Annotated in this window: 19 protein-coding genes and 3 tRNA genes; 13 read left to right on the top strand and 9 right to left on the bottom strand. The window is 66.6% G+C overall.

What is annotated here, in order from left to right; translation table 11 throughout:
* Nucleotides 1-87: 87 nt before the first annotated feature.
* Both MTY59_RS07635 and MTY59_RS07630 read left to right on the top strand, forming a co-directional pair.
* The gene (locus MTY59_RS07635) at nucleotides 88-585 is read left to right on the top strand and encodes a DinB family protein (protein WP_221045131.1); all 498 of its coding nucleotides are present in this window, start codon (nucleotides 88-90) and stop codon (nucleotides 583-585) included.
* A gap of 53 nt (nucleotides 586-638) precedes the next feature.
* The gene (locus MTY59_RS07630; protein ID WP_221045130.1) at nucleotides 639-995 is read left to right on the top strand and encodes a nuclear transport factor 2 family protein; all 357 of its coding nucleotides are present in this window, start codon (nucleotides 639-641) and stop codon (nucleotides 993-995) included.
* A gap of 161 nt (nucleotides 996-1,156) precedes the next feature.
* Here the strand turns inward: MTY59_RS07630 and MTY59_RS07625 are convergent, their stop codons facing one another.
* Both MTY59_RS07625 and MTY59_RS07620 read right to left on the bottom strand, forming a co-directional pair.
* Nucleotides 1,157-1,444 carry an immunity 63 family protein gene (locus MTY59_RS07625; RefSeq protein WP_250160745.1) on the bottom strand — a complete coding sequence of 96 codons (288 nt, stop codon included), beginning with the start codon at nucleotides 1,442-1,444 and terminating at the stop codon, nucleotides 1,157-1,159.
* Between the two features lie 101 nt (nucleotides 1,445-1,545).
* Nucleotides 1,546-1,628: transfer RNA gene (locus tag MTY59_RS07620), tRNA-Leu, on the bottom strand.
* 253 nt (nucleotides 1,629-1,881) lie between these two features.
* On the opposite strand from MTY59_RS07620, the gene MTY59_RS07615 reads away from it, so the two are divergent.
* The 7 genes from MTY59_RS07615 (at nucleotide 1,882) to pknB (ending at nucleotide 11,645) form a co-directional block, all read left to right on the top strand.
* A complete protein-coding gene (locus MTY59_RS07615; RefSeq protein WP_221045129.1) occupies nucleotides 1,882-3,510 on the top strand; it encodes an FHA domain-containing protein in 1,629 nt (542 codons plus the stop codon).
* 124 nt (nucleotides 3,511-3,634) lie between these two features.
* A complete protein-coding gene (locus tag MTY59_RS07610; RefSeq protein WP_007771646.1) occupies nucleotides 3,635-4,102 on the top strand; it encodes an FHA domain-containing protein FhaB/FipA in 468 nt (155 codons plus the stop codon).
* The gene (locus MTY59_RS07605) at nucleotides 4,099-5,607 is read left to right on the top strand and encodes a protein phosphatase 2C domain-containing protein (RefSeq protein ID WP_221045128.1); all 1,509 of its coding nucleotides are present in this window, start codon (nucleotides 4,099-4,101) and stop codon (nucleotides 5,605-5,607) included. Before MTY59_RS07610 ends, MTY59_RS07605 begins: the two co-directional genes overlap by 4 nt.
* The gene (locus MTY59_RS07600; protein ID WP_221045127.1) at nucleotides 5,604-7,010 is read left to right on the top strand and encodes an FtsW/RodA/SpoVE family cell cycle protein; all 1,407 of its coding nucleotides are present in this window, start codon (nucleotides 5,604-5,606) and stop codon (nucleotides 7,008-7,010) included. Before MTY59_RS07605 ends, MTY59_RS07600 begins: the two co-directional genes overlap by 4 nt.
* Nucleotides 7,007-8,485: a D,D-transpeptidase PbpA gene (gene pbpA, locus MTY59_RS07595; RefSeq protein ID WP_221045126.1), complete on the top strand. Its 1,479-nt coding sequence runs from the start codon at nucleotides 7,007-7,009 to the stop codon at nucleotides 8,483-8,485. The genes MTY59_RS07600 and pbpA overlap by 4 nt, the downstream gene beginning before the upstream one ends.
* Entirely contained in the window at nucleotides 8,482-9,768 is a 1,287-nt protein-coding gene (locus MTY59_RS07590; RefSeq protein WP_221045125.1) for a serine/threonine-protein kinase, read from the top strand. Before pbpA ends, MTY59_RS07590 begins: the two co-directional genes overlap by 4 nt.
* Nucleotides 9,765-11,645 (top strand): Stk1 family PASTA domain-containing Ser/Thr kinase, encoded by a 1,881-nt coding sequence (gene pknB / locus MTY59_RS07585; RefSeq protein WP_221045124.1) that lies wholly within the window; start codon nucleotides 9,765-9,767, stop codon nucleotides 11,643-11,645. The genes MTY59_RS07590 and pknB overlap by 4 nt, the downstream gene beginning before the upstream one ends.
* Here the strand turns inward: pknB and MTY59_RS07580 are convergent.
* Together MTY59_RS07580 and MTY59_RS07575 are read right to left on the bottom strand one after the other, a co-directional pair.
* A complete protein-coding gene (locus tag MTY59_RS07580; RefSeq protein ID WP_221045123.1) occupies nucleotides 11,623-12,309 on the bottom strand; it encodes an aminodeoxychorismate/anthranilate synthase component II in 687 nt (228 codons plus the stop codon). The genes pknB and MTY59_RS07580 overlap by 23 nt on opposite strands.
* A 48-nt stretch (nucleotides 12,310-12,357) precedes the next feature.
* Nucleotides 12,358-13,101, bottom strand: coding sequence for a DUF881 domain-containing protein (locus MTY59_RS07575; RefSeq protein WP_221045122.1), 744 nt, complete (start codon nucleotides 13,099-13,101; stop codon nucleotides 12,358-12,360).
* A 129-nt stretch (nucleotides 13,102-13,230) separates the two neighbouring features.
* Between MTY59_RS07575 and crgA the strand changes: the two genes are divergently transcribed.
* Together crgA and MTY59_RS07565 are read left to right on the top strand one after the other, a co-directional pair.
* Entirely contained in the window at nucleotides 13,231-13,512 is a 282-nt protein-coding gene (gene crgA / locus MTY59_RS07570; protein ID WP_066861804.1) for a cell division protein CrgA, read from the top strand.
* 155 nt (nucleotides 13,513-13,667) lie between these two features.
* A complete protein-coding gene (locus MTY59_RS07565; protein ID WP_221046315.1) occupies nucleotides 13,668-14,093 on the top strand; it encodes a PH domain-containing protein in 426 nt (141 codons plus the stop codon).
* Between the two features lie 23 nt (nucleotides 14,094-14,116).
* Here MTY59_RS07565 and MTY59_RS07560 read toward each other — a convergent pair whose 3' ends face one another.
* Nucleotides 14,117-14,665: a peptidylprolyl isomerase gene (locus MTY59_RS07560; protein ID WP_064953480.1), complete on the bottom strand. Its 549-nt coding sequence runs from the start codon at nucleotides 14,663-14,665 to the stop codon at nucleotides 14,117-14,119.
* Between the two features lie 124 nt (nucleotides 14,666-14,789).
* Between MTY59_RS07560 and cwsA the strand changes: the two genes are divergently transcribed.
* Nucleotides 14,790-15,224 (top strand): cell wall synthesis protein CwsA, encoded by a 435-nt coding sequence (gene cwsA, locus MTY59_RS07555; protein WP_221045121.1) that lies wholly within the window; start codon nucleotides 14,790-14,792, stop codon nucleotides 15,222-15,224.
* Between the two features lie 3 nt (nucleotides 15,225-15,227).
* Here cwsA and MTY59_RS07550 read toward each other — a convergent pair whose 3' ends face one another.
* On the bottom strand, nucleotides 15,228-16,442 hold the full coding sequence (locus MTY59_RS07550; protein WP_221045120.1) for a cytochrome P450: 1,215 nt from the start codon (nucleotides 16,440-16,442) through the stop codon (nucleotides 15,228-15,230).
* A 196-nt stretch (nucleotides 16,443-16,638) separates the two neighbouring features.
* On the opposite strand from MTY59_RS07550, the gene MTY59_RS07545 reads away from it, so the two are divergent.
* Complete coding sequence (locus MTY59_RS07545; protein WP_221045119.1) at nucleotides 16,639-17,235, top strand: TetR/AcrR family transcriptional regulator; 597 nt, start codon at nucleotides 16,639-16,641, stop codon at nucleotides 17,233-17,235.
* Here the strand turns inward: MTY59_RS07545 and MTY59_RS07540 are convergent.
* The 3 genes from MTY59_RS07540 to MTY59_RS07530 form a co-directional block, all read right to left on the bottom strand.
* Nucleotides 17,209-17,281 (bottom strand) — tRNA-Ala (locus MTY59_RS07540). The two genes, MTY59_RS07545 and MTY59_RS07540, sit on opposite strands and share 27 nt — an antisense overlap.
* A 148-nt stretch (nucleotides 17,282-17,429) precedes the next feature.
* Nucleotides 17,430-17,503 (bottom strand) — tRNA-Ile (locus MTY59_RS07535).
* 71 nt (nucleotides 17,504-17,574) lie between these two features.
* Nucleotides 17,575-18,456 carry a DUF3566 domain-containing protein gene (locus MTY59_RS07530; RefSeq protein WP_221045118.1) on the bottom strand — a complete coding sequence of 294 codons (882 nt, stop codon included), beginning with the start codon at nucleotides 18,454-18,456 and terminating at the stop codon, nucleotides 17,575-17,577.
* Nucleotides 18,457-18,467: the final 11 nt, after the last annotated feature.

The following is an 18,467-nucleotide window of genomic DNA, read 5'->3' as shown; positions in this document are numbered from 1 at the left end:
GTCGCGTTCCATTGCGCCACAACGAGATCCTGCTCATTCGGGCGCCGTTGCCTTCACACAACTATCGGGATTTGAAAAGATGGTCGGGTGACAGATCCGTGTGCGGGTTGCGGTTTCGTCTACGACCTGCGCCAAGCCGGGACCGCCGGTGGTGATATCTGCGCCCGAGCGGCCGCAGTCGTTGAGGTACTGCGCGACAATGCAATTGATGTCCGGTCCCGCCCATGTCCCGACGTGTGGTCTCCACTGGAGTACGCATGCCATCTGCGAGATGTGCTGCTGGTGCAGCGGGAGAGGGTGCTGGCGGCTCGGCGGACGAATGGCGCCGACTGCGCGAGCATGGGTCGCGAGGAGCGCGCCGAGCATGACGGATACAATGAACAGGATCCCACCGACGTCGCGCGCCAACTTATCGATGCGGCAGCACTATTCAGCAATGTACTGGCTCGGCTATCCGCGGAGGACTGGGACCGCACGGTCATCTATCACTACCCGGAGACCAGCGAGCGACCGTTGCGCTGGGTTGCGATACATACCGCACACGAGTTGCGTCACCACCTTCTCGACATTCGCGGCCAACTGTGACCGGGCGCAGCGAGCGGCCGGGCCGCTGATCCGCCTGCGCTACTGTGCCGACCTTGAACGTCGATGCGGTCGCCTTCTCCCAACGATGGGAGCGGAACTGGAACGTTCACGACGTCGAGGCCGTTCTCGCCGACTTCAATGACGACGTCGTGTTCACGTCGCCGGTGGCCGCCAAACTCTTCCCGGAAACGCAGGGCGTGGTCCGCGGCAAGGCGGCGTTGCGGCAGTACTGGACCGCAGCCGTCGCACACATACCGGATCTGCGGTTCGCCGTTGATGGCGTCTACCACGGCATAGACACGCTCGTTATCGCGTACCGCAACCAGAACGGTGACGCGGTCAGCGAGGTCCTGACATTTCGGGACGGCGCGGTCATCGAGGGCCATGGAGCGTATCGGGTATCCGACTGACGCAGACGCCGGCATCAAACCGGTCGCGTTCTCAGGGGCTCGATCAGCCGTTTCGTTCGGGGATGTCCGCAACAGCTCGACATCTGCGTACAGGCCCCAGCCCCGAAGTTCGTTCGCCGTTTCGCGTACGCAGCGCTTGGCCCAGCGCGGGTTGAGTCGGTTCAGCGGGAGTCCCGGTGCGGCGGGCTGTGCCGGGCCGCGACGGATCCGCCGACATCAAAGGCGACGTCTTTTGAGAACCAATACAGCGCCTCATCGACGTCGCCGACGTGGTCGAACTTTTGCCGACCCCGCTCCCAGTAGTCGTAGTGATACCTGCCGTCGTCATCGATGTAGATGTTGCGGTCGTCGTTCTTCAACACGATGCCGACCTCGATTGCTGGGGCGTGCAGCATTGCGGCGAGGCGATCGACTTCGGCCTGCAATCGAGCCGTCCGGTCATCGACCATGGCGACCGACCCTATGTCGCCAGCGCTGCACCGCACCCACCACAAAACACAAAAGTCACGACCTCTTTCGAGGCCGTGACTTTTCGTTGAACCGCTCAGTGTGGGCGAAGGGGGACTTGAACCCCCACGTCCCGAAGGACACTGGCACCTGAAGCCAGCGCGTCTGCCATTCCGCCACTCGCCCGGAAAAACAACCGATGGACCATATCACTCTAATGGCCAGATCCCCGAACCGCCGCAGTGGGCCCCGAAGCTGCACCGCACCGTGCACTCGTCGGCCAGCACCGGCCTGAGCTGGGCCGATGCAATTCTCACCATTTCGAAAGTGCCGCAGCAACACGGCGTGCCGATACCATGCGGAAGTGATCCAGCACCAGGGTGATTCGTTTGCCGTCCACCGGCAATACCTGATGACAAGTGCACGCGAACGGTAGGACATGAGTAGCCAACGGGGGCTGGTTGCGCGGATCGAGCGCAAACTCGAGGCGACGGTGGACAACGCCTTCGCCCGGGTATTCGGTGGATCGATCGTTCCGCAGGAGGTGGAAGCGCTATTACGCCGGGAAGCACGTGACGGGGTTCAGAAGCTCCACGGAAATCGCCTTTTGGCCCCCAACGAATACATCATTACCCTCGGTATGCACGACTTCGAGAAGGTGAGCGCCGATTCGGATCTCACGTCGAGCGCTTTCGCGAGGTACTTGGCTGACTACATCCACGAAGAGGGGTGGCAAACGTATGGTGAGGTGGTCGTTCGGTTCGAGCAGTCGTCGAACCTGCACACCGGCCAGTACCGCGCCCGCGGTGCTGTCAACCCCGATGTCCAGCCCCGCCCGACGGTCGACGACCCCGTCCGGCCACAATCAAATAACGCGTTCGGCGAAGAACGAGGAGTAGCACCAATGACTGACAATTCTGGCTACCGCGGGGCTCAGGGGCCGGGGCGATCCGGCGACGAGTACTACGACGACCGCTACGGGCGTCCGCAAGACGACGCGCGCGGTGGCCCGGACCCGCAGGGAGCACCCGACCAGCGGGGTGGATATCCACCCGAGCAGCAGGGCTACCCGCCTCAGCAGGGCTACCCGCCGCCACGCCAGCCCGAGCAGGGTGGCTATCCGGAGCAAGGCGGCTACCCCGAGCAGGGACACGGCGGCGGTTATCCCCCTCAGCAGGGCTATCCCGACCAGCGCGGCTACCCCGAGCAGGGACAGGGCGGCTATCCCCCGCAGCAGGGCTACCAAGATCAGCGCGGCTACCCCGAGCAGGGACAGGCCGGCTATCCGCAGTCCTACGAGCAGCGTCCGCCAGCTCCTGGCGGCTACGGCGGCCAGGGCTACGACCAGGGGTACCGCCAGGGTGGTGGCTACGCACCTCCCGGCGGTCAGCAGGGCGGCGGCCAGCAGGGCTACGGCGGATACGGCGACTACGGTCGCGGACCGGGCCGCCCCGACGAGGGTTATGCCCCGCCTGAACACCGACCCGGCTACCCCGAGCAGGGTGGCGGGTACGACCAGGGCTACCAGCAGGGCGGCGGATATGGCCGCCAGGACTACGGTTCCGCCGAGTACACCCAGTACTCCGAGCACGTGCAGGGCGGGTACGGCGGCCAGGCCGGGGGCTACCCCGACACCGCGAGCCCCGAGTACGACTATGGCCAGCAGCCGGAGTACGCCCAGCAGCCGGAATACGGGCAGCCAGCCGACTACGGTCAACCAGCTGACTACGGCCAGCAGGGCGGTTACGGCGGTTACGACCAGGGCGGCTACGGCGCCAGCGGAACCACGATCACGCTTCAGCTCGACGACGGCAGCGGCCGCACCTACCAGCTGCGCGAGGGCTCCAACATCGTGGGCCGCGGGCAAGACGCCCAGTTCCGATTGCCCGACACCGGCGTGTCACGGCGTCACCTCGAGATCCGCTGGGACGGACAGGTCGCGCTGCTGTCGGATCTCAATTCGACCAACGGCACCACGGTGAACAACGCACCGATACAGGAATGGCAGTTGGCCGACGGCGACGTGATCCGCTTGGGCCACTCGGAGATCATCGTCCGGATCCACTAAGCCACTGGGCTTAACGCTGCCGTGCTTCGCCCCGTGTCGTCCGCCGTCCAAGTATCGTGACGTAGCCGATGTGCTCGGAGTCACGGGCGCCAGGGATGCGACGCTAGGACGGAAAGGACGCCAGATGCAGGGACTGGTACTGCAGCTGACGCGCGCCGGATTTTTAATGTTGCTGTGGGTATTTATCTGGTCCGTGCTGCGAATCCTTCGGACCGACATCTACGCGCCGACCGGTGCTGTCATGGTGCGGCGCGGTTTGGCGCTGCGGAGCACACTGTTGCCTTCGCGCCAGCGCCGCCACGCGGCTCGGTACCTAGTGGTCACCGAGGGCGCGCTGGCAGGCGGACGCATCACGCTGAGCGGACAGCCGGTGCTGATCGGCAGGGCCGACGACTCCACGCTGGTGCTTACCGACGACTACGCCTCGACACGGCACGCCAGGCTGTCTCAGCGCGGCTCGGAGTGGTACGTCGAGGATCTAGGATCGACCAACGGCACTTACCTTGACAGGGCGAAGGTGACGACTGCGGTACGAGTTCCAATCGGAACACCGATTCGAATCGGCAAAACGGCGATTGAGTTGCGCCCGTGACCCTGGTCCTGCGATATGCCGCGCGGAGTGATCGCGGCCTGGTGCGCGCCAACAACGAAGATTCTGTCTATGCCGGCGCACGGCTGCTCGCGCTCGCCGACGGCATGGGTGGTCATGCCGCCGGCGAGGTGGCGTCCCAGCTGGTGATCGCCGCGCTGGCCCACCTCGATGACGACGAGCCGGGCGGCGACCTGCTGGCCAAGCTCGACAATGCGGTGCGCTCCGGCAACGCTGCCATCGCCGCACAGGTGGAGGCCGAGCCCGAGCTGGAGGGGATGGGCACCACGCTCACCGCGATCCTGTTCGCGGGCGACCGCATCGGGATGGTGCACATCGGCGACTCGCGCGGCTACCTGCTGCGCGACGGGGAGCTGACCCAGATCACCAAGGACGACACGTTCGTCCAGACCCTGGTCGACGAAGGCCGCATCACCCGGGAAGAGGCTCACAGCCACCCGCAGCGGTCGTTGATCATGCGGGCGCTCACCGGCCACGAGGTCGAGCCGACATTGACCATGCGCGAGGCGCGCGCCGGGGACCGCTACCTGCTCTGCTCGGACGGGTTATCGGATCCGGTGAGCGACGAGACCATCCTCGAGGCCCTGCAGATCCCCGACGTCGCCGAGGCCGCCTACCGCCTCATCGAGTTGGCGCTGCGCGGCGGCGGCCCGGACAACGTGACCGTCGTGGTCGCCGACGTGGTCGACTACGACTACGGGCAGACCCAGCCGATTCTCGCCGGCGCGGTGTCAGGCGACGAGGATCAGATGACCCTGCCCAACACCTCGGCCGGCCGCGCCTCGGCAATTCGGCCCCGCGACGAATCCGCCAAACGCGTTGCGCCGCAACTGGAGACACCGAACCGGCCACGTTGGTCGCGGCGGAAAATGTACATGGCAGTCGGCCTGGCGGTGCTGTTGGTGTTCGCGGGCCTCACCGTCGGATGGTGGGTCATCCAACGCAACTACTACGTCGCGGAATACAGCGGCCGGATCTCCATCGTCCGCGGGATCCAGGGCACCCTGCTGGGCATCCCGTTGCAGGAGCCCTACCTGGTGGGTTGCCTCAACGCCCGCAATGAGCTTTCCCTGATCAGCTATGGGCAATCCAGTGGCCACCCCAATTGCCAGCTGATGGCGCTGCAAGACCTACGCCGCCCCGGACAAGTGCAAGTTCAAACCGGCCTGCCGGGCGGCAGCCTGGACCAGGCCGAGTCGCAGCTGCGGCAACTATTGGCTGAATATCTGTTGCCGATCTGTCCGCCCCCGCGCGCGACCTCACCGCCCGGCGCACCGGGCACCCGCAGCGGAACACCAGAATCCGGCACCACAGCATCGCCAGCACCACCGACCACCAGCTCGCCAAGCGCCGGCCCCGCACCGAGCACGAGCGCCAACGGCCCCGCGAACTCAGCGCCGGCAGGTCCGACGACCACCTCGCAGACAGTCACCGCGCTTCCCGGGCCGCCACCTCAACCGGGCATCGATTGCCGGACCGTGGCATGACGACCCAACTTCAGCCGCCGGTCGCGGTCACGCCCCCCTTGCCTACCCGACGTAATGCCGAACTGCTGCTGCTGGGCTTCGCCTCACTGATCACCGTCGCCGCGCTGCTGATAGTTGAAGCCAACCAAGAGCGCGACCTGCACTGGAACGCGATCAGCTACGGGCTGATATTCCTCATCGTCTTCGGGTCGGCGCACATGGCCATCCGGCGCTTCGCGCCCTACACCGACCCGCTGCTGTTGCCAATCGTGGCCTTGCTCAACGGCCTTGGCCTGGTCATGATTCACCGGCTCGACCTGGTCACCAATCAGCTCAGCGGACGGCACCACCCCAGCGCGACCCAACAGATGCTGTGGACCCTGATCGGCGTGGTGACCTTTTCGCTGGTGGTCACGTTCCTGAAAGACCATCGGCAACTGGCGCGCTACGGCTACATCTGCGGACTGGTCGGCCTGGTCTTTCTGTTGGTCCCCGCCCTGCTGCCGGCGTCGCTGTCCGAGCAGAACGGCGCCAAGATCTGGATCCGCTTCCCCGGCTTCTCAATTCAGCCCGCCGAGTTCTCCAAGATTCTGCTGCTGATCTTCTTCTCCGCGGTGCTGATCGCCAAGCGCGGCCTGTTCACCAGCGTCGGTAAGCATTTCATGGGATTGACCCTGCCCCGTCCGCGCGACCTCGCGCCCCTGCTGGCGGCGTGGGTGATCTCGGTCGGCGTGATGGCCTTCGAAAAAGACCTCGGCACATCGCTATTGCTGTATACATCGTTTCTGGTGGTGGTGTACCTCGCCACTCAACGCTTTAGCTGGGTGGGGATCGGCCTGGTGCTGTTCGTCGCGGGAAGCGTTGTCGCGTATTACATTTTCGCCCACGTCCGGGTCCGCGTGCAGATGTGGTGGGACCCGTTCTCCGACCCCGACGGCAGCGGCTACCAGATTGTCCAGTCGCTCTTCAGTTTTGCCACCGGCGGAATCTTCGGGACCGGCCTGGGTAATGGTCAGCCCGACACCGTGCCGGCCGCCTCGACCGACTTCATCATCGCCGCGTTCGGCGAAGAACTGGGGCTGGTGGGCCTGGCCAGCATCCTGATGCTCTACACCATCGTGATCGTGCGGGGCCTGCGCACGGCGATCGCCACCCGCGACAGCTTCGGCAAGCTGCTGGCCGCGGGCCTGGCGTCGACGCTGGCCCTTCAGCTGTTCATCGTCGTCGGCGGGGTAACCCAGCTCATTCCCCTGACCGGGCTGACAACGCCGTGGATGTCCTACGGAGGCTCGTCCCTTCTGGCGAACTACGTGCTGCTGGCCATCCTCGCGCGCATCTCGCATAGCGCCCGTCGCCCCCTGCGCAGCCGCACCCGCAAGCCGCCGATCGCGGCGGCCAGCACAGAGGTGATCGAGAAAGTATGAACGCCTCTCTGCGCCGGATCTCGGTGACCGTGATGGCGTTGATCGTGTTGTTGTTGATCAACGCCACGATGACGCAGGTGTTCGCCGCGGACTCGCTGCGTGCCGATCCGCGCAATCAGCGGGTTTTGCTCGACGAGTATTCGCGCCAGCGCGGCCAGATTGTGGCAGGCGGCCAGCTGCTGGCCTATTCGGCCGCCACCGACAACCGCTACCGCTTCCTGCGCGTCTACCCCAACCCGGCGGAGTATGCGCCCATCACCGGCTTCTATTCGCTGCGCTATTCCAGCACCGGTCTGGAACGCGCCGAGGATCCGCTGCTGAACGGGTCCGACGAGCGGCTGTTCGGGCGCAGGCTGGCCGACTTCTTCACCGGCCGTGACCCGCGCGGCGCGAACGTCGACACCACGATCAAGCCACGGATCCAGCGCGCCGCCTGGGACGCGATGCAGCAGGGCTGCGGCGGTCCGCCGTGCAAGGGTGCCGTCGTCGCCCTCGAGCCGGCGACCGGCAGGATCCTGGCGATGGTGTCCTCGCCGTCCTATGACCCCAACCTGCTGTCGTCGCACGACCCCGAGGTGCAGGCGCAGGCGTGGCAGAAGTTGCGTGACGACCCCAACAACCCGTTGACCAACCGTGCGATCTCGGAGACGTACCCGCCCGGGTCCACCTTCAAGGTGATCACCACCGCGGCCGCGCTGCAGTCCGGGGCCTCCGACACCGAGCAGCTGACTGCCGCCCCCTCCATTCCGCTGCCCAACAGCACGGCAACTCTGGAGAACTACGGTGGGGAATCGTGTGGAAACGACCCGACGGTGTCGCTGCGGCAGGCCTTCGCCCTGTCCTGCAACACCGCATTCGTCCAGCTCGGCATGCTCACCGGGTCCGACGCGCTGCGCAACATGGCGCGCTCCTTCGGCCTGGACAGCACGCCCAGCGTCATCCCGCTGCAGGTCGCGGAGTCGACCGTGGGGATCCTTCCGGACGCCGCGGCGCTGGGAATGTCGAGCATCGGGCAGAAGGATGTCGCGATGACGCCCCTGCAGAACGCCGAGATCGCCGCGACCATCGCGAACGATGGGGTGACGATGCAGCCCTACCTGATCGACAGCCTCAAGGGGCCAGACCTGACGACGATCAGCACCACGGCACCGTATGAGCAGCGGCGCGCCGTGTCGCCGCAGGTCGCCGCTAAGCTAACAGAGCTGATGGTCGGCGCCGAGAAGGTCGCACAGCAGAAAGGGGCCATTCCCGGCGTGCAGATCGCATCTAAGACTGGTACCGCAGAGCATGGCAGCGATCCGCGGCACACCCCGCCGCACGCGTGGTACATCGCTTTCGCGCCCGCACAGACCCCGAAGGTCGCTGTGGCGGTGCTGGTGGAGAATGGCGCCGACCGCCTGTCCGCGACGGGGGGTGCACTCGCCGCGCCGATCGGACGGGCTGTGATCCAAGCCGCGCTACAGGGAGGACCATGAGCCCGCGAGTTGGTGTGACGCTGTCTGGCAGATACCGCCTACAGCGCCTGATCGCCACCGGCGGCATGGGTCAGGTGTGGGAGGCGGTAGACAGCCGGCTGGGCCGACGCGTCGCGGTCAAGGTGCTCAAGCAGGAGTTCTCCCAAGACCCCGAGTTCATCGAGCGCTTCCGCGCCGAAGCGCGTATCTCGGCGATGCTGAACCACCCCGGGATCGCTGCCGTCCACGACTACGGCGAAAGCCAGCTTGACGGCGAAGGCCGGACCGCCTACCTGGTGATGGAGCTGGTCAACGGCGAACCGCTGAACTCGGTGCTCAAGCGCACCGGCCGGCTGTCGCTGCGGCACGCACTGGACATGCTCGAGCAGACCGGGCGCGCGCTGCAGGTGGCGCACGCGGCCGGTTTGGTGCACCGCGACGTCAAACCGGGCAACATCTTGATCACGCCGACCGGCCAGGTGAAGATCACCGACTTCGGTATCGCCAAGGCCGTCGACGCCGCGCCGGTGACCCAGACGGGGATGGTGATGGGCACCGCGCAATACATCGCACCCGAACAGGCTCTGGGCCACGACGCCAGCCCGTCCAGCGATGTGTACTCGCTTGGAGTTGTTGGCTACGAAGTTGTTTCGGGCAAGCGGCCGTTCACCGGTGACGGCGCCCTGACGGTGGCGATGAAGCACATCAAGGAACCTCCGCCACCGCTACCCTCCGACCTGCCACCCAACGTCCGCGAACTCATCGAGATCACGCTGGTGAAGAACCCGGCGATGCGTTATCGCAGCGGGGGACCGTTCGCCGACGCCGTGTCCGCGGTGCGCGCCGGTCGTCGTCCGCCGCGGCCCAGCGCGACACCGCCCGCCGGCCGGGCATCGCCGGCGGCCATTCCGTCCAGCCCGACCACCCGCGCGGCCGCGGTGACGCCGAGCCGAAGCGCGGCGCCCCGTCGCTCGCGCCCGACCACCGGCGGACACCGCCCACCCCCGGCCCGGCGTACCTTCTCCTCGGGTCAGCGCGCGCTGCTGTGGGCGGCCGGCGTGCTCGGCGCGCTGGCGATCATCATCGCGGTGCTCATCGTCATCAATTCGAAGGCCGACCAGCAACAACAGCCACCGACGGTGACCGACACCGGGACCCCGCCCGCCTCGGCAACGCCGCCGCCGAGCAAGACCCCGAGCGGTTCGGCGGCCAGGCCCGAAATGCGGCTCGATTGGCCGGATGACGGGACAATAGGGACCTCCGGCTTACACAACGTGCCGGCCCGACACGGAACACATCAATGACCACGCCGCAACACCTGTCCGACCGTTACGAATTGGGCGAGATCCTCGGCTTCGGGGGTATGTCCGAGGTCCACCTGGCCCGCGACGTCCGCTTGCATCGCGACGTCGCCGTCAAGGTGCTGCGCGCGGATCTGGCCCGCGACCCCAGCTTCTACCTGCGCTTCCGGCGCGAGGCGCAAAACGCCGCGGCGTTGAATCACCCGTCCATCGTCGCGGTCTACGACACCGGCGAGGCCGAGACGCCCACCGGGCCGCTGCCCTACATCGTCATGGAGTACGTCGACGGCGTCACCCTGCGCGACATCGTGCACACCGATGGCCCGCTGCCGCCCCGCCGGGCCATCGAGATCATCGCCGACGCGTGCCAGGCGCTGAACTTCAGCCACCAGAACGGCATCATCCACCGCGACGTCAAGCCGGCCAACATCATGATCAGCACCACCAATGCGGTCAAGGTGATGGACTTCGGTATCGCCCGGGCGATCGCCGACAGCGGCAACAGCGTCACCCAGACCGCCGCGGTGATAGGGACCGCGCAGTATCTCTCGCCCGAGCAGGCCCGCGGCGACAGCGTCGACGCCCGTTCCGACGTGTACTCGTTGGGCTGCGTGCTCTATGAAATCCTCACGGGCGAACCGCCTTTCACCGGTGATTCGCCGGTTGCCGTCGCCTACCAACATGTTCGGGAAGACCCGGTCCCGCCGTCGCAGCGGCACGAAGGCATTTCGGCCGACCTCGACGCCGTCGTACTCAAGGCGCTGGCGAAGAATCCGGACAACCGTTATCAGACCGCGGCGGAGATGCGCACCGATTTGATTCGGGTGCACAACGGCGAAAAGCCCGACGCGCCAAAGGTGTTCACCGACGCGGACCGCAGCTCGCTGCTGTCGTCCGCTCCCGGCGCCGCCAGCCCGTCACGGACCGATCCGCTGCCGCGTCAGGTTCTCGCCGATGCGGGCGAGGACCGCAGCGTCGGCTCGGTCGGCCGCTGGATCGTCGCGGTCGCCGCCCTGGCGGTTTTGACGATCGTTGTCGTCATCGCCTTCAACACCTTCGGCGGCAGCGCCCGCGACGTGCAGGTGCCAGACGTGCGCGGGCAGGTGTCCGCCGACGCCATCGCGGCGCTGCAGAATCGCGGTTTCAAGACCCGCACCCTGCAGAAGCCGGATTCCACGATCCCGCCCGACCACGTCATCGGCACCGACCCGGGCGCCAACGCTTCGGTCAATGCGGGCGACGAGATCACCATCAACGTCTCCACCGGGCCCGAACAGCGCGAGGTGCCCGACGTGTCCTCGCTGAGCTACTCCGACGCGGTCACCAAGCTCAAGGCCGCGGGATTCAGCAAGTTCAAGCAGGCCAACTCTCCCTCGACCCCGGAACTGCTCGGCAAGGTGATCGGGACCAACCCGCCCGCCAACCAGACGTCGGCGATCACCAACGTCGTCACCCTCATCGTCGGCTCCGGGCCGGAGACCAAGCAGGTTCCGGATATCGCGGGCCAGACCGTCGACATCGCGCAGAAGAACCTGACCGTCTACGGCTTCAGCAAGGTCACCCAGGTGCAGGTAGACAGCACCCGCCCGGCCGGCGAGGTCATCGGCACCAATCCGCCCAAGGGACAGGCGGTTCCGGTCGACTCGGTGATCGAACTGCAGGTGTCCAAGGGCAACCAGTTCATCATGCCCGACCTGTCCGGCATGTTCTGGACCGACGCCGAGCCACGGCTACGGGCGCTGGGCTGGACGGGGATCCTGGACAAGGGCGCCGACGTCGACGCCGGTGGCTCCCAGTCCCATCGGGTGGTGTATCAGAACCCGCCGGCCGGCTCCGGGGTCAACCGGGACGGCATCATCACGCTGAAGTTCGGTCAGTAGGCGTCGGGTCGGCCGGGAAATACGGTCGCACCGCGGCGTGCACGTCGTTCTCGAGCCGGCGCACCAATGTGTCGTCGCGCTCCCATCCGCAGTCGGCGAGCCAGTTCGCCAGCATCCGGTGGCCGCCCTCGGTCAGGATCGACTCCGGGTGAAACTGGACACCGTGAATCGGTAATTCGGTGTGCCGCACGCCCATGATCACCCCGCTCTCGGTGTGGGCCGTGACCTGAAGCACCGGCGGCAGCGACTCGGGCAGGATGGTCAGCGAGTGGTAGCGAGTCGCCGTGAAGGGATCCGGAAGTCCTTGCAGCACACCGATATTGCCATGGTGGACGCTGCTGGTCTTGCCGTGCAGCAGTTCGGGGGCCCGGTCGACGACGGCGCCGAACGCGACGCCGATGGCCTGGTGCCCCAGGCAGACGCCGAGCAGCGGGGTCCGCTCGGCGGCACACGCGCGCACCATCGGAATCGACGCGCCGGCGCGTTCCGGGGTGCCCGGCCCCGGACTGAGCAACACCCCGCCGAACTGACGCGCGACGGCGGCCTCGTCGGAGAGCCGGGCGTCGTCATTGCGCCAGACTTCGGCGTCCACGCCCAGCTGGCCCAGGTACTGCACGAGGTTGAACACGAAGCTGTCGTAGTTGTCGACAACCAGGATCCGCATCGTGCCAGGTTACCGTCCACGGGCGCTCGCGCCGCTGGTCAGTAGGCCTCAGTAGCCGATCGGGCCGTTGGGCTGCGCGAAATGCAGGCGGTCGGGCTCGAAATGACCGACCACCTGCACGTCGGTCTTGACCTCTTCGGTGTAACCGAGCCCGAAGCGAACCACGTACTGCTTGTACAGGATCACCAGCGGCGCGGCGGCCAGGGCGGCCTGCATGGCCGCCGCGTTGCCGATCGCGGCGATCGTGTACGGCGGGCTGTAGGTGCGCCCGTTCAGCAACAGGGTGTTGCCGACGCAGCGCGGCACCGAGGTCGCGATGATCCGCTGGTCCTGCATCTGGATCGCCTCGGCGCCGGCGCTCCACATCGCGTTGAGCACGGCCAGGATGTCTTGCTGGTGCACCACCAGATCGTCCGGAGAGGCGTCGCGGGGAAAACGGCCGTTGGCGTCGCGCTGGGCGTCCGCGAGGGTGACCACCAGGCCCGGACCATGCACCGGGCTCATGCCCGCCTCCCCGGCGAGCTGGCCGGAGCGCCGCAGCATGGCCGCCAGCGCGGCATCGGACGACCGCCCGTGCGCGGCGTCGATCTTGCCCGCCAGCGCCTCGCGCTGGGCGCTGAGACGATTCACCGACGACTGGGTCTCCCGGACGAGGTCCACCAGCCGCGGGGCGTCACTGCGGCGGATCTCGGCGCCTCCGGACACGCCGTGGGTGGCGGCGAGCAGCAGTCCGGCCAGCAGACACACGACCGGGACGCCCCAGCGCCATGGCGACTGGCGCGTCTGGATCATCGCCTCTCCATTTCCTGGTCACCGCCCCAGGTGAGTTAGTCTCGTACCCAAGCTATGGGTGCAGCTGCAGTGCTTATCGTTGCACCCCGTCCCGCTCCCCGTGTCGTTGAGGTAATTCGCGAGGTAATCATGCCCAAGTCCAAGGTTCGCAAGAAGAACGATTTCACCGTCGGCGCGGTCAGCCGCACCCCGGTGAAAGTCAAGGTCGGACCCTCGAGCGTGTGGTTCGTCGCGCTGTTCATCGGTCTCATGCTGATCGGCCTTGTCTGGCTGATGGTCTTCCAGTTGGCCGCCGTCGGGAGCCAGGCACCGGCCGCTCTCAACTGGATGGCCCAATTGGGCCCGTGGAACTACGCGATCGCGTTCGCTTTCATGATCACCGGTTTGTTGCTCACGATGCGCTGGCACTGAGCAGGGCAGCCGCCGTAATGAATTCATTTTCGGCCTGATCTGTCACCGCGTCAGCAACTTTGTAACCACCCAATCACACGCGTGTGATTTATCCCCACTGTTGATAGCTGATGTGGATAACTGCATAGGCCGTGGTGGGAGGGGTTAAGGACCGCATGCAGCAAACACAATGGCAGCCGCACACGGCGGGAATCGCTGGTTGCGGAGCCGCGGGTGTTCTGATGGCTATCGCGGCTGTGACCGTGGTCACAGACCCGCCGGGGCGCATCCTGGCGAGCGTTGCCGCGGCGGGTCTGATCTTGTTTGCCGGCGTGTCGTGGCACGCGCGTCCCAAGCTGGCAATCACGCCCGGCGGCCTGATGCTCCGCGGCTGGTTTCGGACGCAGGTATTGCAGCATTCCGACATCAAGATCATCCGCATCATCGAGTTCCGCCGCTACGGGCGCAAAGTGCGGTTGCTCGAGGTTGAGACGGCCGACGGCGGCCTGGTGCTGTTCTCCCGCTGGGACCTCGGAACGGATCCGCTCGAGGTGCTCGACGCACTCACGGCAGCGGGCTACGCGGGCCGCCAGCAAGGCTGATCGGCACGCGGCTTACCGCCGACTCAGGAGATGGTGATCGACTCGATGACCACCGGCTCGGTGGGACGGTCGTTGCCGTCGGTGCCCGTGGTCGAGATCGCCTCAACGACCTTCTGCGACTCGGGGTCGGTGACCTCGCCGAAGATCGTGTGGCGCCGGTTCAGGTGTGGGGTTTGGCCGACCGTGATGAAGAACTGCGAGCCGTTGGTGCCGGGGCCCGCGTTCGCCATCGCCAGCAGGTAGGGCTTGTCGAATTGCAGTTCGGGGTGGAACTCGTCGGCGAACTTGTAGCCCGGGCCGCCGCGACCGGTTCCGGTCGGGTCGCCGCCCTGGATCATGAAGCCCCGGATCACCCGGTGAAAGACCGCGCCGTCGTAGAACGGGCCGGACGAGCCTCCCGATGCGTTCTGCGTCGAGTACTCCTTGGTGCCCTGCGCCAGGCCAACGAAGTTGGCGACGGTCTTGGGTGCGTGGTTTCCGAAGAGGGCGACCTTGATGTCGCCGCGGTTGGTGTGGAGCGTGGCGGTAGCAGTCTGAAAGGGGCTGTTGGTCACGGCATCAGAGTCTGCCACTACGGGCGGGCGTTGCCGCAGGCGGTGTCACCCAAGGCAACGCCGACGTCCCTATGCTGGCAGTCTGTTCAGATACCGGGCCGGCTTCACGCCAGGCTCTACCCACGGGACAGGAAGGCGACAGATGAGGGCGAAGGCGGATTCTCGGCTGACGCCGCGGCAGCGACTGGCCCGCGGCCTGACCTATTCGGCGCAGGGACCGGTGGACGTCACGCGGGGAGTGGTCGGCCTGAGTGTTCAGTCCGCGCAGTCGACCGCCACGCAGCTGCGTCGCCGGTATCAAGAGGGTCAGCTGGCCAGAGACCTCGCCGCGGCCCAGGAAACCCTGGCCCAGGAGCTGGCCGCCGCGCAGGAAGTTGTCACGAGCCTGCCCCAAGCGCTGCAGCAGGCGCGGCGCGCACAGCGTCGCGGCAAGCGCCCGTTGGTCTTTGCGGGGGCGGCCGTCGCAGTCCTCGCCGGGGGGGCCATCGCGTTCAGCCTCGTCCGGCGCTCCGTGCGGGCGAAGCCGCAGGAGCCGCAGTCGCGGCCGCCGAGCGTCGACGTGCAGCCGCGGCCGTAGGGGTCACTGCACAGCTAGCTGAAGCCGGTCGCGGCGCCGGACCAGGATGCTCGGCAGCCAGTCGCCGATATCGGTCGCGTCGATCCATGAGGTGCGCTCGAGCAGCATCCGCAGCACGATGTGGGCCTCCAGACGGGCCAGCGCCGCACCCACGCAGAAATGCACGCCCCTGCCGAAACTCACATGACTTTTGGCTGCCGCGCGGTCGAGCCGAAACTCGTTCGGATCCTCGAAATGCGTCGGATCGCGGTTGGCCGCCCCCCACATCAGTAACAAGTGTGCGCCGGCCGGCACCTCGACCCCGGCCAGCGTGGTATCGCGCCACACGTGACGGTAATGACCGCGAAACGGCGGCTCGAAGCGCAGCGTCTCTTCGATGAAAGCGCTTAGTAACTCCGGGTTTTCGCGAAGTTGCCGCTGGATCGCGGGGCGATCGGTGAGGATCCAGGCCGCGCTACCCAGCAGCGACGCCGTCGATTCGCCCGCGGCACTGAAGAGGGTGAGCATGATGCTGAGTGCCGGCAGCTGCGCGAGTTCGCCCGAGGCACAGCGGGCCGCCAGGTCAGCCATCAGCGCCGACTCTGGCTTGCCGCTTGCCTTTTCGAAATGCTCGATCACATAACCCGACAGTTCCATCGCGGCCAGTCCGGCGAGTTCGAGCTGTTCGGCGGCGACAACCCCGTCGAGCAACGTGGTGGTGGCGTAGCCGAGCCGGATGAGTTTGTCGACGTCGTCAGCGGGCAGTCCCAGCAGCTTGCAGACCACCATCATGGGCAATCGGTTGGCGATCGCGCTCATCCATTCGATCCGGCCATCGCGCAGGTTCTCCTCCCAGAGACGGTCCGCGGTCTGGGCGGCGAACTCTTCGATGACCCGAATCCGCTTGGCCGACAGGTGCGGCAACAGGATCTTTCGGTGCATCGCATGGATCGGGTCGTCCGCGGTGGCCAGAGCATGCATCGAATCTCCCGGCGGCCCCATATCGAACGGGGTGACGGTGCCATCCTCGTGAAAAACCATGGTCGCCGTGAGATTCGAGGAGAAATCTTCGACGCGGTCGACTGCCTCGAGTACGGCGTCCCAACCGGATACCGCGTAGAACACTGAGTCGCCGATGCGGTGCACCGGCGCGTCGGCACGCATGCGGTCGAACAGCGGGTAGGGATCCTGGATCGCCTCGTCGCTGAAGAATTCGATCGCACTGTCCAAGACCGCCATGTGTTTCAGGCTCGATGCAGCTCGCACCAGCGTCAACGGGATGCCGAGAAGTTGAGGAACCGTCGCGCCTCCGGTCGACGGGTTACGGCCGCGCGCACCCGCCACCAGCAGCCGATTCGCCTGATAAACGCTGCCCGGAATTTCTCAGGCTGCGAGAAGTATTTCTGCATCGTGCAATGTGGTGGAGCATGGGTGGATGCCACGTGACGACTGGTTGGTGGGCCGGGATCGCCGTAGTGAAGCCGCCGAACGGATCTACACCACGGCGGCCGACCTCATCGCGCGCCATGGATACGACGGCTTCACGATCGAGGCCTTGGCAACCCGGGTGCACTGCTCGCCCGCAACGATCTACCGGCATGCCGGCGGCAAGGCGACCATCCGCGACGCCGTCGTCGGTATTCAAGCGGCTCGCATTGTCGACGCCACTCGGGAAGCCATCAAGGACCTGCGCGGCCCCGAGCGAGTCGTCACCGCCACGATCATGGCGCTGGAACGCCTGCGTGCCGATCCGCTGGCCCAGCTCATGCGCTCGATCCACGCGGCCCCGGTCAGCGATTGGGTCATCAGCTCGCCCACGGTCACCGCTTTGGCCGCCGAGATGCTGGGGCGCGACAACGATGACCCGCTGGCGGCGCAGTGGCTGATCCGCGTCTTCCTGGCGCTGTGGAGCTGGCCGCTCAAAGACCCGGCGGCTGAGCGCGCCCTGGTGGAACGCTTCCTCGGCTCGTCGTACACGGGCAGCGCCGGGAAGGGGCGTGACCTGTGGAGCCTAGGGGAATCGAACCCCTGACACCCGCCTTGCAAAGGCGGTGCTCTACCAACTGAGCTAAGGCCCCTCATCGTGACTGAGCGGCTGACCTTGGTCATCCACCGCCACGTGCCAAACCTCGACTCCACGTCGTGACCACGCCACCGCTGCCAATACGGCGATGAGTCCCAGTGGCAGGGCGAGCCTTACGCAACGTCTTGACGGGCACATGGTTGTGGGCCTAGGAGGACTCGAACCTCCGACCTCTTCGTTATCAGCGAAGCGCTCTAACCGCCTGAGCTATAGGCCCGTACTCGCGTACGGCCGAGCGACGAGATTACCGCAATCCCCGCCCTACTCCCAAAAGCGCAGCATCCATTGCTAGTCGCGGTCCGCCAGCGTGACCTCGACGCCGCCGATCAGATCGGTGGTCAGGTTGTAGACGAATGCGGCGATGGTCGCCATGGCGGTCAGCAGCACGATGTTGACCAAGCCGATCAGGACGGCGCCGCCGAAAATCGTGCCGCTGGACACCAGTTCGCCGCTGCTGCCGCTGGTGTTGTTCAGCAGGTCGCCGACGTTGCTGTTCAACTTCGACCACACACCCATGCCGCCGAGCACCAGGTAGAGGAACGCGACGGCGATCATCCAGACGAAGAACAACGCCACCGAGAGCAGCAGCGACACCTTCAGCGTGCTCCACGGGTCGATGCGGCGGATCTGCATGCTCGCGCGTACCGGGCCCCGCGTGCGGCGAGACACCTGCACCCGGTTGTCGCGGCTGTCCCGTCCCTCCCGGGTTTCTGCGGTGGCCAAACGTCCGGCACCCGACGAGCTCGACGACTCCGCGGGCCGCTCGGGGGCGGGTTTGCGGTGCGGGCCGCGCGGCACCGGGCCGGACAGATCCGGCAGCTCGCTGGCATAGGCCTCGGTCGCCGAAGTCTCGGCCCGTGCGGGCTCGGGCTCTTTGGCATGCGCCGGAGCGCCGGGTGCCGCGGTGCCGGAGATGAATCTGTTCAGCCGTGCTTCGACGCCGCCGGCCGGACCGGATGGCCGCTTCTCGGTGGGCGGCTCGCTCTGCCGAGGTCCCGGCTGCTGGGGCCGGGCACCGCCACGCTGCCAGGGCGGTCCATCCCCGCCCTCTTGGCTGCGGCCACCCTGCGCGGGCGGCGCGGCGCGGCGCACCCCGGCACGCTCGACCGAACCATCCCCGTTGGGGCCGTCCCCCTTGTTGGGGGCGCCCGGCTCGTTCGGTGAGGTCACCCCGACTCCTT

The sequence above is a fragment of the Mycobacterium senriense genome, assembly GCF_019668465.1.
In the GTDB taxonomy this organism is placed as follows: Bacteria; Actinomycetota; Actinomycetes; order Mycobacteriales; family Mycobacteriaceae; genus Mycobacterium; species Mycobacterium senriense.
Note: the sequence above shows the minus strand (reverse complement) of the source record. Positions and strands in the feature narration are given on the sequence as shown.

Excerpts from the sequence above, each read along its gene's own strand:
- MTY59_RS07625 (WP_250160745.1), bottom strand. The coding sequence starts at position 1,444 with ATGGTCGATGACCGGACGGCTCGATTGCAGGCCGAAGTCGATCGCCTC.
- MTY59_RS07615 (WP_221045129.1), top strand. The coding sequence starts at position 1,882 with ATGAGTAGCCAACGGGGGCTGGTTGCGCGGATCGAGCGCAAACTCGAG.
- MTY59_RS07610 (WP_007771646.1), top strand. The coding sequence starts at position 3,635 with ATGCAGGGACTGGTACTGCAGCTGACGCGCGCCGGATTTTTAATGTTG.
- MTY59_RS07600 (WP_221045127.1), top strand. The coding sequence starts at position 5,604 with ATGACGACCCAACTTCAGCCGCCGGTCGCGGTCACGCCCCCCTTGCCT.
- pbpA (WP_221045126.1), top strand. The coding sequence starts at position 7,007 with ATGAACGCCTCTCTGCGCCGGATCTCGGTGACCGTGATGGCGTTGATC.
- MTY59_RS07590 (WP_221045125.1), top strand. The coding sequence starts at position 8,482 with ATGAGCCCGCGAGTTGGTGTGACGCTGTCTGGCAGATACCGCCTACAG.
- pknB (WP_221045124.1), top strand. The coding sequence starts at position 9,765 with ATGACCACGCCGCAACACCTGTCCGACCGTTACGAATTGGGCGAGATC.
- MTY59_RS07580 (WP_221045123.1), bottom strand. The coding sequence starts at position 12,309 with ATGCGGATCCTGGTTGTCGACAACTACGACAGCTTCGTGTTCAACCTC.
- MTY59_RS07575 (WP_221045122.1), bottom strand. The coding sequence starts at position 13,101 with ATGATCCAGACGCGCCAGTCGCCATGGCGCTGGGGCGTCCCGGTCGTG.
- crgA (WP_066861804.1), top strand. The coding sequence starts at position 13,231 with ATGCCCAAGTCCAAGGTTCGCAAGAAGAACGATTTCACCGTCGGCGCG.
- MTY59_RS07565 (WP_221046315.1), top strand. The coding sequence starts at position 13,668 with ATGCAGCAAACACAATGGCAGCCGCACACGGCGGGAATCGCTGGTTGC.
- cwsA (WP_221045121.1), top strand. The coding sequence starts at position 14,790 with ATGAGGGCGAAGGCGGATTCTCGGCTGACGCCGCGGCAGCGACTGGCC.
- MTY59_RS07550 (WP_221045120.1), bottom strand. The coding sequence starts at position 16,442 with ATGGCGGTCTTGGACAGTGCGATCGAATTCTTCAGCGACGAGGCGATC.
- MTY59_RS07545 (WP_221045119.1), top strand. The coding sequence starts at position 16,639 with ATGCCACGTGACGACTGGTTGGTGGGCCGGGATCGCCGTAGTGAAGCC.